At 72.8% G+C, this 12859-nt stretch carries 10 protein-coding genes; 2 read left to right on the top strand and 8 right to left on the bottom strand.

The features are described 5' to 3' along the window. Window positions 1-102: 102 nt before the first annotated feature. The 3 genes from purM to ACZ6S5_RS00905 form a co-directional block, all read right to left on the bottom strand. Window positions 103-1257 (bottom strand): phosphoribosylformylglycinamidine cyclo-ligase, encoded by a 1155-nt coding sequence (purM, locus tag ACZ6S5_RS00895; RefSeq protein ID WP_465996358.1) that lies wholly within the window; start codon window positions 1255-1257, stop codon window positions 103-105. Between the two features lie 60 nt (window positions 1258-1317). Continuing rightward, a complete protein-coding gene (gene purF, locus ACZ6S5_RS00900) occupies window positions 1318-2838 on the bottom strand; it encodes an amidophosphoribosyltransferase (protein WP_465996360.1) in 1521 nt (506 codons plus the stop codon). A 161-nt stretch (window positions 2839-2999) separates the two neighbouring features. After that, window positions 3000-3353, bottom strand: a complete 354-nt coding sequence (locus ACZ6S5_RS00905) for a sterol carrier family protein (RefSeq protein WP_465996361.1) — start codon at window positions 3351-3353, stop codon at window positions 3000-3002. A gap of 163 nt (window positions 3354-3516) precedes the next feature. On the opposite strand from ACZ6S5_RS00905, the gene ACZ6S5_RS00910 reads away from it, so the two are divergent. Beyond that, window positions 3517-5460, top strand: a complete 1944-nt coding sequence (locus tag ACZ6S5_RS00910) for a carboxypeptidase regulatory-like domain-containing protein (protein WP_465996363.1) — start codon at window positions 3517-3519, stop codon at window positions 5458-5460. A gap of 170 nt (window positions 5461-5630) precedes the next feature. On the opposite strand, the gene ACZ6S5_RS00915 is transcribed toward ACZ6S5_RS00910, so the two are convergent. From ACZ6S5_RS00915 to purS, 4 genes are all read right to left on the bottom strand, one after another. Then, window positions 5631-6380, bottom strand: coding sequence for a 2-phosphosulfolactate phosphatase (locus ACZ6S5_RS00915; protein WP_465996525.1), 750 nt, complete (start codon window positions 6378-6380; stop codon window positions 5631-5633). A 10-nt stretch (window positions 6381-6390) separates the two neighbouring features. Beyond that, a complete protein-coding gene (gene purL, locus ACZ6S5_RS00920) occupies window positions 6391-9126 on the bottom strand; it encodes a phosphoribosylformylglycinamidine synthase subunit PurL (protein ID WP_465996365.1) in 2736 nt (911 codons plus the stop codon). A gap of 67 nt (window positions 9127-9193) precedes the next feature. Further along, on the bottom strand, window positions 9194-9877 hold the full coding sequence (gene purQ / locus ACZ6S5_RS00925) for a phosphoribosylformylglycinamidine synthase subunit PurQ (protein ID WP_465996367.1): 684 nt from the start codon (window positions 9875-9877) through the stop codon (window positions 9194-9196). Further along, entirely contained in the window at window positions 9874-10137 is a 264-nt protein-coding gene (purS, locus tag ACZ6S5_RS00930) for a phosphoribosylformylglycinamidine synthase subunit PurS (protein WP_465996369.1), read from the bottom strand. Before purS ends, purQ begins: the two co-directional genes overlap by 4 nt. Before the next feature lie 518 nt (window positions 10138-10655). Between purS and ACZ6S5_RS00935 the strand changes: the two genes are divergently transcribed. After that, window positions 10656-11234, top strand: a complete 579-nt coding sequence (locus ACZ6S5_RS00935) for a YbjQ family protein (protein WP_465996371.1) — start codon at window positions 10656-10658, stop codon at window positions 11232-11234. A gap of 134 nt (window positions 11235-11368) precedes the next feature. Here the strand turns inward: ACZ6S5_RS00935 and purB are convergent, their stop codons facing one another. Then, complete coding sequence (gene purB, locus ACZ6S5_RS00940) at window positions 11369-12793, bottom strand: adenylosuccinate lyase (protein WP_465996373.1); 1425 nt, start codon at window positions 12791-12793, stop codon at window positions 11369-11371. Window positions 12794-12859: the final 66 nt, after the last annotated feature.

Genomic DNA, 12859 nt, shown 5'->3' on the forward strand with positions numbered 1-12859 from the left:
CATCAACCCTCCCCCGCCTAGCCTTCAGACCCTTCAGGCTAGGCGGCGGTGGCCACTCGGGTGAACCCCCGATCAGGTGGCCGGATGATCACCGGAGCGTGATCATCCTCGGGTGTGCTGACCGATCATCTGCACGTTGCCGGAGCCCTCGATGATCTCGCCGGCCTGCCAGGCGTCGACGCCACGGCCGGTCAGGGTGGCCAGCGCGCGGTCGGCGTCCTCGGCGGAGACGATGGCGAACATGCCGACGCCCATGTTGAACGTCGCCTCCATCTCCGGGTCCTCGATCCGGCCCTTGGACTGGATCAGGTCGAAGATCGGCTGCGGCTTCCAGGTCGACCGGTTGACCACCGCGTCGACGTGCTCGGGCAGGACCCGGACCAGGTTGCCCGGGATGCCGCCGCCGGTGACGTGGGCCAGCGCCCGCACCTCGGCCTCGGCGATCAGCTTGAGGCAGTCCTGCGCGTAGATCTTGGTGGGGGTGAGCAGCTCCTCGCCGAGGGTCCGCTGCCGGCCGAAGTCGTCGATCACCACGTCCAGCCGCATCCGGGCGACGCCCAGCAGCACGTGCCGGACCAGCGAGTAGCCGTTGGAGTGCAGGCCGGAGGAGCGCATCGCGATCACGACGTCGCCCACCTCGACCCGCTCCGGGCTGAGGATCTCGCTCTCCTCCACCACGCCGACGCCGGTGGCGGAGATGTCGTACTCGTCGGGGCGCAGCACGCCGGGGTGCTCGGCGGTCTCGCCGCCGAGCAGCGCGCAGCCCGCGTACCGGCAGCCGTCGGCGATGCCGGCGCCGATCTCGGCGACCTTGTCCGGGACGACCTCGCCGGTGGCGATGTAGTCGAGCAGGAAGAGCGGCTCGGCGCCGCAGGCGACCAGGTCGTCGACGACCATGGCGACCAGGTCGATGCCGACCGTGTCGTGGATGTCGAGCTGCTGGGCGATCACCAGCTTGGTGCCGACGCCGTCGGTCGACGAGGCCAGGATCGGGCTCTTGTACTTCTTGGTGTCCAGCCGGAACAGGCCGGCGAAGCCGCCCAGGTCACCCATGACCTCCGGGCGTCGGGTCTGCTTGACCTTGGACTTCAGCAGCTCGACCGCGCGGTCACCCGCGTCGATCGACACCCCGGCGTCGGCGTAGGAGACCGAGCGTTTGCGCGTCGTGCGGCTGGTGGCCGCCGTCCAGGGCTGGCGGTCGCCGCCGGCGCCCGTCGGGCTGGTTCCTGCGCCGCTGCGCTCGGACACGTGGGTCACGGTTCTCCCCTTAGTGGTTCTCGCGGGCCGCGGTTGCGGTCGGGCCCGCGTCGGGCGGTGCTATGGGCGGTAAGTGGCGAGTGTGGCGGTGGCGTCCGGCGTGGCGCTCGCCGCCTCGGCGGCGACCCGGCGGCCCACTCCTTCGAGTACGTGCTTGCCGATCAGGTTCCCGGCCGGCAGTTCGATCGGATACTCCCCATCGAAGCACGCCCGGCACAGTCGGGTCTTCGGCTGCTCGGTCGCGGCGATGAGGCCGGGAAGCGATACGTAACCCAGCGTGTCGGCGCCGATCGACCGCCGGATGCCTTCGTTGTCCAACCCGTTGGCCAGCAGCTCGGCCCGGGTGGCGAAGTCGATGCCGTAGAAGCAGGGCCAGCTCACCGGCGGGGAGGAGATCCGGACGTGCACCTCCAGCGCACCGGCCTCGCGCAGCATCCGCACGATGGCCCGCTGGGTGTTGCCCCGGACGATCGAGTCGTCCACCACCACCAGGCGCTTGCCGCGGACGTTCTCCCGCAGCGGGTTGAGCTTGAGCCGGATGCCGAGCTGGCGCAGGGTCTGCGACGGCTGGATGAACGTGCGCCCGACGTACGGGTTCTTCATCAGGCCGGCGCCGTAGGTGATGCCGGAGGCCTCGGCGTAGCCGATCGCGGCCGGGGTGCCGGACTCGGGCACCGGGATCACCAGGTCGGCCTCGACCGGGTGCTCCTTGGCCAGCTGGCGGCCGATCTGCACCCGGGCCGCGTGCACGTTCCGCCCGGCGATGGTGGCGTCCGGGCGGGCGATGTACACGTACTCGAAGAGGCAGCCCTTCGGCTCCGGGGCGGCGAACCGGGTGGAGCGCAGCCCGTCCTCGTCGATGGCGATCAGCTCACCCGGCTCGACCTCGCGGACCACGCTCGCGCCGACGATGTCCAGCGCGGCCGTCTCGCTGGCGACCACCCAACCGCGCTCAAGGCGGCCGAGCACCAGCGGGCGTACGCCGTGCGGGTCGCGCGCGGCGTAGAGGGTCGACTCGTCCATGAAGACGAAGCTGAAGGCACCGCGCAGCTGCGGCAGCACCTCCAGCGCGGCCGCCTCGACCGAGAGGTCCGGCCGGCTGGCGAGTAGCATGGTCACCAGCGACGTGTCGTTGGTCGATCCGTCCTGGTGGATCCCCCGCTCGGCCACCTCGCGCTGGAGCTCGGCGGTGTTGACCAGGTTGCCGTTGTGGGCCAGCGCGATGGTGGTGCCGGCCGTGGTCGCGCGGATCGTCGGCTGGGCGTTCTCCCAGGTCGAGCCGCCGGTGGTCGAGTAGCGCGCGTGGCCGATCGCGACGTGCCCGCGCAGGCTGGCCAGGGTCGGCTCGTCGAAGACCTGGGCGACCAGGCCGAGGTCCTTGTAGACCACCACGCCGGAGCCGTCGCTCACCGCGATGCCCGCGGCCTCCTGGCCACGGTGCTGGAGGGCGTAGAGCCCGAAGTAGGTGAGGTTGGCGACCTCCTCCCCGGGCGCCCAGACGCCGAAGACGCCACACGCGTCCTGGGGGCCGGGTCGTTGGGGGTCAAGGTCGTGGCTCAGCCGGCCATCGCCTCGGGGCACCTGCCGCTCCCTCTGCTGGACTGGCCTGGCGGAGTCGGGGGGCAAGCTCCGCGTGGTCGGCCGGGACCGTCGTCGCCTGACAGTGTACGCGACAGCGAGTCGATACCGACAGTCACGATTCGTCGACTGAAGGTGATGCCCGCTGGCAGCGGGACCGCCAGCTAGAGCGGCAGGAGGGCGGAGAGGTCGGCGCGGATCCCGCTGACCCGTACGCGACCCTCGGTGACCGCCTCCGCCCACCCGAGCCGGCCGGTGGCCAGCTCCAGCCAGGTCGTCGGGTCCATCTCCACCACGTTCGGGGGCGTTCCGCGGGTGTGTCGCGGCCCCGGCACGCACTGCACCGCACCGTAGGGTGGAACCCGCACCTCCACCGATCGGCCGGGGGCGCGCTCCGCGAGGTCGGCCAAGAGCGTACGGACCGCCTCCCGGAACACCGGCCGTTCGGGCGTACGCCCCTCATCCAGCGCCGTCAAGGCTGCCGCGACAGCGGCGGAATTAGTGTGCGGAGAGGACACGACGGGACGATACGACCCGACCCGACCACGGTCGAGGCCGGCCCTGGGTAGAGATGATCCGGTCAGACAAGGCATAGTTGCCGACGGCGTATTCGTACCGTGAGTGATCAACCTGGGCCCGGCACCCGGCCGGCCCGGAGATCAGACCCGGAAGGCGGTGGACGTGTCAACACACCGACGTGCCTGGAAGCAGCGGGCCGGTGTGGTCGTGGCGCTGGTGTTCGGCGCGCTGCTCGCCGTCCCCGCTACACCCGCCTCGGCAGCGGACGCCACGGTCAGCCCCGGCTCGGTCACGATCAACGCCGGCAGCGACGCCACCGTGAGTGTCACCATCCGGCCTGATCTCAACGACAAGAGCGGTGAGATCAGCCTGACCGGCCTGCCGTCCGGGGTCAGCTGCGCCAGTGGTTGCGGGAACTTCCAGTTCAACGGGCCCCCTGGGTCGACGAAGACCATCCTGCTGACACTGAAGGCGAACGACAACGCGGGCGACGCCAGCGCCAACGTGACCGTGCGCGTGGTGCCGGACAGCTCCGGTCCCGCGACGCCGTCGTTCTCGCTGACCGTGAAGGCCAAGGCGCCTCCCGCGCCGCAGACCGTGAAGTCGGTCTCCGGCAAGGTGGTCATCGCGGCCAACGGGGAGCCGGTGGCGAACGCCCTCGTCATGCTGCGGGACAGCCAGGGCCGGCAGCGCCAGGCCACCAGTGACAGCAGCGGCAACTTCCGCTTCACCGGGTCGACCTCGGACCCGATCGCGCCCGGCCCGATCGACATGGGTGCCAGCAAGGACGGCAAGACCGCGACCAAGTCGATCAACGCCTCGGCCGGCCAGGCCGTGACGGGCATCCGACTCGGCGTGCCGATCGAGGTCAAGGCCAGCCCGAGCGCGACCCCGTCGGCGACCGACGAGGCCCTGCCGACCGACGAGCCGACCGACGAGGTGACCGACGAGCCGGCCAGCGAGGCACCCGCCGCCCAGCAGCCCGCCGCCGAGGACTCCGGCGGCTTCGGCTCCTGGCTGCTGATCCTGCTCGGCGGCCTCTTCGTGGCCGTGGGCGTCGGCACCATCGTGCTGCTCTACATGCGCCGCAAGAACGAGGGCGATGACGCCGACGGGGACGGCCCCGGTGGCGCCGCCGCGGCGGGTGCCGTGCCGGGCGCCCGAGGCGGCTACCGGGGCGCGGAGGACCAGACCCGGGTGGTGAACGGGATGGGCGCCGGGCCGGCGCCGACGATGGTCGGTGGCGCCTCGCTGAGCGACGCGCCGACGATGATGCACCGCCCGGTCGTGGACGACGTCCCGCCGGACCCGTACGGCGCGCCGGCCGGGTCCGGGTACGGCGGCGGGCCGGGCGGCTGGGCCGGCAACGGCTACGGCGAGGAGCCGGGCCAGGGCGGCTACGGCAACAACGGCTACGGCAACGCCCCCTCCTCGGGCGGCGGCTACGGCAACGCCCCGCAGTCGGGTGGCGGGTACGGCAACGCGCCGTCCTCGGGCGGCGGCTACGGGAGCCGGGACTACGGTGCCGGGGCCGGCGGCTACGCGTCCGCCCAGAGCGGCGGCTACGGCGGCGACCGGTACGACGAGCCGACCGGCCGCTACGCCGGCGACAGCACCTCGTACGCGCCGCCGGCCGACCCGTACCCGACCAGCACCTACCAGCCCGACCAGGGGCCGGGCTACGGCCAGCAGGACCAGGGCCACTACGCCCGCGGCCCGGAGCCGGACAACGGCTACGGTGCGGGCGGTGGCTACGGCGCCCAGGGCGGTTACGACAACGGCCCGGGCCGCGGCGGCTACGACAGCGGCCCGTCCGGCGGCTACGACGGCGGCCAGCAGCAGGGCTACGACGGCTACGACCAGCGCGGCGGCTACGGCGGCAACGACGGTTACGGCCAGGGCTCGCAGGGTGGCTACGGCCAGCAGGGCGGCTACGGGCAGGAGCCCCCGCAGCAGCGGGGCGGCGGTTACGACAACCGCGGCTACGACAACCGCGGCTACGACCAGGGCGGCGGCCAGTACAACGACCCCGCCCAGGCGGGCCGGGGTCGGAGTGACGCCCCGCAGGAGCGTGGCGGTCGCCGGCTCGACTGGTTGGACGACTGACCGTCCGGGGCTCGACGCCCCGAGCGAACGTGACAGTGGCCGCCCGGTTCCTCCGGGCGGCCACTGCACTTTCCGGGCGTCCGCGCTCGACACCCCACCGATCGCTCCCGCGCCGCTGCGAACGAGGTGCCCGCCGGCGTCGCGGATGCCCGACCGGTGGACGGCGGAAATCAGGCGGCGGCGAAGTAGCCCTGGCGGAGCACCGGCACCACGTCCGAGACGCCGACCTGGACGGCGACCGCCACGTCCTCGGCGAAGCCACCCTCGGTCAGCTCGCGCCCCGAGACACAGCCCCGCACGGCGGCCGGCACGTCCGGCGTGCTGGCCAGCGCGGCCAGCGCCATCGCCGCCTCCACCGAGAGCCCACCCGGTGCGCCGGAGAGGGCGTCCAGCACGCTGGCCGCCCCCAGCTGGTCCTCCACGCAGGGCCGCAGCGATCCGTCCGGCCAGCGCTCCCCGGCGGCCACCACGCCCACCGGAGCATCGTTCGAGCCGTACCCCTGGGCGCGCAGCCAGCGCCCGACGGCGCGGGCGTTACGCAGGCACGCCGCGACCACCGGCACGCCGGTGGCGCTCGCGGCGGCGCTGATGGCCGAGCCGTTCGGCGAGGGCAGCACCAGGTCGTGGACGACCGGCGCGGTCCGCAACGCCGCCGGCGAGAGTGACCACGGATGCTCCGGGGTCATCTTCCGGCGGCCGACCGCGGCCACGGCACCCACCCGACGCGCGTACTCGGCCGCCTGCTCCCCCCAGGGGAACGGGTGCACCCGCATGCCGCGGCCGACCGCCACCTCGACGGCGGTGGTGAACGAGAGCACGTCCACCACCACCAGTGCCGCGCAGACCCGGCCGAGTTCCGCCGCCCCGGTCAGCCCCCAGTCGAACCGAGCGCCGGAACCGGGCTGGGCGTAGACGGCCAAGGCCAGGGCCTCAGCGCTGATCGGGCGCGGCGGGCTGGTCCGGGTCACCGGGAGCCGTCGCGGACCCGTCCGGGCCGGCCTCGGTCGGGGCGGAGGCCGCCTCGGGGGCGTCGACGTCGTCCGACGCCGGCTCTGCGACCGCAGCGGGCGCGTCCACGGCCTCGACCGGCGCGTCAACGGTCTCCGGACCAGCCTCGGCAGCGTCCGGCTGCCCGTCCACCCTGGCCTCGCCGTCGGCCGCCCCGACCTGGGCGATCGGCTCGGCGGCCACCGCCTCCGGGTCGACGTCCACCGGCTGCTCGGCGGTGGCCGGCAGGACGGTGGTGGTCCCGGTACGGGTCGCCTCCACCGCCACCTGAGCCGTCTCCGCGCCGCCGAAGAGGCGCGGCAGGGTCTCGCCGTGCGCGGCGCGCAGCTCGTCGAGGCCGATCCGGAACTGGCCGTGCACCTCCAGGGCGCCGCCCGCCGGGTCGGTGACCCCGATGAACTCCCACGGCACGCCGTGCTCGGCGCAGAGGGCGGTGAACGCCTTCTCGTGCCCGCGCGGCACCGACACCAGCACCCGGCCGGCGGACTCGCTGAACAGGAAGACGAACGGCATCGAGCCACCGGCGAACTGCTCCGGCACCGCGATCCGGGCACCCACGCCACGCCGCAGGCAGGACTCGACCAGGCTCTGGGCCAGGCCACCGTCGGAGAGGTCGTGCGCGGAGCTGAGGTGCCCCACCCGGGCGGCGGCGGCCACCAGCGCGGCGAGCTGCCGCTCGCGGGCCAGGTCGACCTGCGGCGGGATGCCGCCGAGGTGCTCGTGGGTCACCCAGGCCCACTCCGAGCCGGAGAGCTCGACGTGCGTCTCGCCCAGCAGGAAGAGCTGGTCGTGGTCGCCGGCCGGGCGCGGCACAAAGCCCATCGACACCCGCTCGGCGACGTTGTCCAGCACGCCGAGCACACCGACCACCGGGGTCGGGTGGATGGCCGCCGCGCCAGTCTGGTTGTAGAAGCTGACGTTGCCGCCGGTGACCGGGATGCCCAGCTCCAGACAGCCGTCCGCCAGGCCGCGGACGGCCTCGGCGAACTGCCACATCACGCCCGGGTCCTCCGGCGAGCCGAAGTTGAGGCAGTTGGTCACCGCGATCGGCGTCGCGCCGGTCACCGCCACGTTCCGGTACGCCTCGGCCAGCGCGAGCTTCGTCCCGTGGTACGGGTCGAGGCGCGCGTACCGGCCGTTGCCGTCGACGGAGAGGGCGACCCCGAGACCGGTCCGCTCGTCGATCCGGATCACGCCGGAGTCCTCCGGCTGGGCGAGCACGGTGTTGCCGAGCACGTACCGGTCGTACTGCTCGGTGACCCAGGTCTTGTCGGCGAGGTTGGGCGACGCGATCATCCGCAGCACGGTCTCGCGCAGCGCGTCGGGGGTGCTCGGCCGGGGCAGCGTCTCGGCCCGGTCGGCCTGGAGCAGGATCAGGTCCGCCGGCTCCCGCATCGGGCGGGCGTAGACCGGACCGTCGTCGACCAGCGAGCCCGGCGGCACGTCGACCACGACGCGGTCGCGCCAGGTGATCAGCAGGCGACCCGGCCGGCCGTCCGGCGCCGGCGGGGTGACGTCGCCGATGGCGGTGGCGAGCACGCCCCACTTCTCGGCCGTCTTGAGCACCGCCTCCAGCTTGTCCGGGGCGACGACCAGCAGCATCCGCTCCTGCGACTCGCTGGCCAGGATCTCGTGCGGCTCCATCGAGGGCTCGCGCAGCGGCACCCGCTCCAGCCACACCCGCATGCCGGTGCCGGCCGCCGCGGCGGTCTCGGTGAGCGCGCAGGTCAGGCCGGCGCCGCCGAGGTCCTGGATGCCGACGACCAGCTCGGCGTCGTACAGCTCGAGGCAGGCCTCGATCAGCAGCTTCTCGGTGAACGGGTCGCCCACCTGGACCGACGGGCGGCGCTGCTCGCTGCCCTCGTCGAAGGTGGCGCTGGCCAGCACCGACACGCCGCCGATGCCGTCGCGGCCGGTCTTGGCGCCCATCAGCACCACGACGTTGCCGGGGCCGGCGGCCTCCTTCTTCTGCAGCCGGTCGACCGGCAGCACGCCGAGGCAGAGCGCGTTGACCAGCGGGTTGCCCTGGTAGCACGGGTCGAAGACGACCTCACCGCCGATGTTCGGCAGGCCCAGGCAGTTGCCGTAGCCGCCGACGCCGGCCACCACGCCGGGGAGCACCCGGGCGGTGTCCGGGTGGTCGGCCGCGCCGAAGCGCAGCGGATCCATCACCGCGACCGGGCGGGCTCCCATGGCGAGGATGTCCCGGACGATGCCGCCCACGCCGGTCGCCGCGCCCTGGTACGGCTCGACGAAGCTCGGGTGGTTGTGCGACTCGACCTTGAAGGTCACCGCCAGCTCGTCGGAGACCCGGACCACGCCGGCGTTCTCCCCGATGCCGGCGAGCAGCCGGTCGCTCGGTGGGGCCTTCTCGCCGAACTGGCGCAGGTGCACCTTGCTGGACTTGTAGGAGCAGTGCTCGCTCCACATGATCGAGTACATGGCCAGCTCGGCCTGGGTGGGCCGGCGGCCGAGGATGTGCCGGATCCGGTCGTACTCGTCGTCACGGAGGCCCAGCTCCGCGTACGGCTGGAGCTCGTCCGGGGTCTCGACGGCCTGCGGCACGGTGTCCAGGCCGCGGGCCCAGTCGTCCGCCGGGCCGGCCTGCGGCACGACGGCCGGCGTCTCCTGCAGGGCCGGGTCCGGATGGGTGGTCATGACCTCTCCTCGCTGCGCTCGCCGCCGTGGCGGCGGGTGAGCCGACCGATGATCCCGCCGCGCACGCTCACGCCGGCGCCCCCACCAGGTGCTTGAGCACCGAGGTGAAGAAGCCGAGACCGTCCAGCGAGGGGCCGGTGAGCGCCTCCACCGCGTGCTCGGGATGCGGCATGATGCCGACCACGTTGCCGGCCTCGTTGGTGATCGCGGCGATGTCGCGCTGCGAACCGTTGGGGTTGCCGCCGAGGTAGCGGGCGACCACCCGGCCCTCGGCCTCCAGCCGGTCCAGGGTCGCCGGGTCGGCGACGTAGCAGCCCTCGCCGTTCTTGACCGGGATCAGCACCTCCTGGCCGGGCTGGAACGCGTTCGTCCAGGCGGTGTCGACGGCCTCGATGCGGAGGATCTGGTCCCGGTTGCGGAAGTGCAGATGCTGGTTGCGGGTGAGCGCGCCGGGCAGCAGGTGGGCCTCGCAGAGGATCTGGAAACCGTTGCAGATGCCGAGCGCCGGGAGACCGCCCCGGGCGGCGTCCACGATCGTCTCCATCACCGGGGCGAACCGGGCGATGGCCCCGCAGCGCAGGTAGTCACCGTAGGAGAAACCGCCGGGCAGGACGACCGCGTCCACCCCGTACAGCCCCGGGTCGCCGTGCCAGAGCCGGACCGGCTCGGCCCCGGCGATCCGTACGGCCCGCGCCGCGTCCCCGTCGTCGAGCGAGCCGGGGAAGGTCACCACACCGACCCGGGCGGTCACGAGTGTGCGTCCGCGGTCTCGTCGGCCTCGACCAGGCGGACGGCGAAGTCCTCGATGACCGGGTTGGCGAGCAGCTTGTCGGCGATCTCCCGGGCCCGGTCCAGGTCCGGTTCACCGGTGAACTCGATCTCGATCCGCCTGCCGATCCGGACCGAGGCGACGTCGCTGACGCCGAGCCGGGGCAGCGCGTTTGCGACGGCCTGGCCCTGAGGATCGAGGATCTCGGGCTTGAGCATGACGTCGACGACGACGCGAGGCACGGGGCACTCCTGACTGTGTACGCAGTTGGGTGCCGGCCCACTACGGGCGAGCGCAGCCAGCCTACCTGGCAGATACCGCCTGGCCTGAACCGGCCGGGGCCAGTTCAGGCAGTGATCGACGTGACCGGCCGCGCGGACGGAACGCCGATGCGGGTTCGTTGCGACCTCGATATGAATTCGTTGCCGGACGACTCGGCCCGGCTGCGGTGACAGCCCTCCTCACCAGGCATTTTCCATGTTCGCGGCCGATCGCGGGACCGATTCCCGACAGACCGCGACCGGGCGCCCGGAGGGCACACGGTGGATCAACTGGCATCGACCTGAGCCTTGTGACGCACCTCCCTTCGCCCCACCGTTCATCGCCCGGCGTCGATGAATTCCGCGTCGGGCGGGCAGGCGAGCCGGAGCACCAGGATCAGCGGCAACGCCCGGCGGGGCGACTCGGGCGGGCCGCGGCAGTGTCGCGTACAACCGGCCCTGGATCGCCTCGGTGGCCGGTGTCTGACGGTTAGGACCGGGTGCGGCGCGGATGGGCCGGTGGCACCCCAACCGTCCGCGCCGCGCCGTTTTGCAGCATCCGAGCAGGTGAACACGGCTCGCGAACCGGCCGCCGAACGGCTGACAGCATCGGAACCGTGCTGGTCGTGACGACGGATCAATTGCCTGGCTACGAGATCCGCCAGATCCTCGGCGAAGTGGTCTCCTCGATGGCGAGGACCCGGAACCCCTACCGCGAGGGGGTCAAGAACCTGCGCGGTGGCGCCTACGACCCGATGGCGCCGGACAACCTCACCCGCTGGCGTACCGACTCGGTGGCCCGGCTCGGCGAGGAGGCCCGCCGGCTGGGCGCGAACGCCGTGATCGGCATGCGCTTCGACAGCCGGGACTGCGGCGAGATGTGGATGGAGATCTGCGCGTACGGCACAGCGGTGATCGTGGTGCCCAAGACGCCGGACGTCATGCCGCCGGACCAGCCCATGATCGCGGCCGAGACGGCGCACGAACCGGAGATCGCCGAGGCCCCCGGCGGCATCGCCGAACCCGCCAGCGCCCCCAACCTGTCCTCGGCCGCCGAAACCCCCACCCGTGACTCCTGACCCCACCCCATCCCGTGTTGATCAAGAGGTTTGCGTCAACAGGGAGATCAACTCAGCCGCAAACATCTTGATCAACAGCGGCAGGGGGGGCGAGCGGCAGGGGGGGCGGAGCAGCAGGGTGGCGGGGCGGCGGGTCAGAGGATCGGCGGGGGGGAGTAGGCGGCGGCGTGCGGGTGGGTTTCGACGATCTTGGAGATGCGGGCGGTTACGCGGTCGACCTGGGCTCCTGCGGCGCCGACGAAGGCGTTGCGGTCGGCGACCAGGGCGTCGATCTCGGCGCGGGTCAGGCCGAGGCGGCCGTCCGCGGCGAGGCGGTCGAAGAGGTCGTTCTCGGCCGCGCCCTTCTCCCGCATGGCCAGCGCCACCGAGACCGCGTGCTCCTTGATCACCTCGTGCGCCACCTCCCGGCCGACCCCGCGCCGGACCGCCGCCACCAGGATCTTGGTGGTGGCCAGGAACGGTAGGAAGCGCTCCAGCTCCCGGTTGATCACCGCCGGGTACGGCCCGAACTCGTCGAGCACGGTGAGGAAGGTCTGGAACAGCCCGTCGGCGGCGAAGAACGCGTCGGGCAGGGCGACCCGGCGGACCACCGAGCAGGAGACGTCCCCCTCGTTCCACTGGTCACCGGCCAGCTCGCCGACCATCGACAGGTAGCCCCGGATGATCACCGCGAAGCCGTTCACCCGCTCGGATGAGCGGGTGTTCATCTTGTGCGGCATCGCGCTGGAACCGACCTGGCCGGGCTTGAAGCCCTCGGTGACCAGCTCCTGGCCGACCATCAGCCGGATCGTGGTGGCCAGCGACGACGGCGCGGCGGCCACCTGGGCCAGCGCGGAGAGCACGTCGAAGTCCAGCGAGCGCGGGTAGACCTGGCCGACGCTGTCCAGCACCCGGCCGAACCCGAGGTGCCCGGCGACCCGGCGCTCCAGCTCGGCCACCTTGTCGGCGTCGCCGTCGAACAGGTCGAGCTGGTCGGCGGCGGTGCCCACCGGCCCCTTGATCCCGCGCAGCGGGTAGCGGGCGATCAGGTCCGCCAGCCGCTCGTACGCGATCAGCAGCTCCTCGGCCGCCGAGGCGAACCGCTTGCCCAGCGTGGTGGCCTGCGCGGCGACGTTGTGCGACCGGCCGGTCATCACCAGGCCGGAGTACTCGTGGGCGTGCCAGGCGAGCCGGGCCAGGGTGGCCACCACCCGGTCCCGGATCAGCTCCAGCGAGGCCCGGATCTGGAGCTGCTCGACGTTCTCGGTGAGGTCCCGAGAGGTCATCCCCTTGTGCACGTGCTCGTGGCCGGCGAGGGCGCTGAACTCCTCGATCCGGGCCTTCACGTCGTGCCGGGTGACCCGCTCGCGCGCCGCGATGGAGGCCAGGTCGACGTCGTCGACCACCCGCTCGTACGCCTCGACCACGCCGTCCGGCACCGGCACGCCGAGGTCCCGCTGCGCCTTCAGCACGGCGAGCCAGAGCCGCCGCTCCATCCGTACCTTCTCCTCGGGCGACCAGAGGGCGACCAGTTCGGGCGAGGCGTACCGGTTGGCGAGCACGTTCGGGATCGTCGTCACGGCCCTCATTCTTTCGTACGACGAAGGGCTGGCGGCGTGCGGTGTGCCAGCGGTCACGCGGATCGA

Source organism: Micromonospora sp. NPDC051924 (assembly GCF_055586005.1).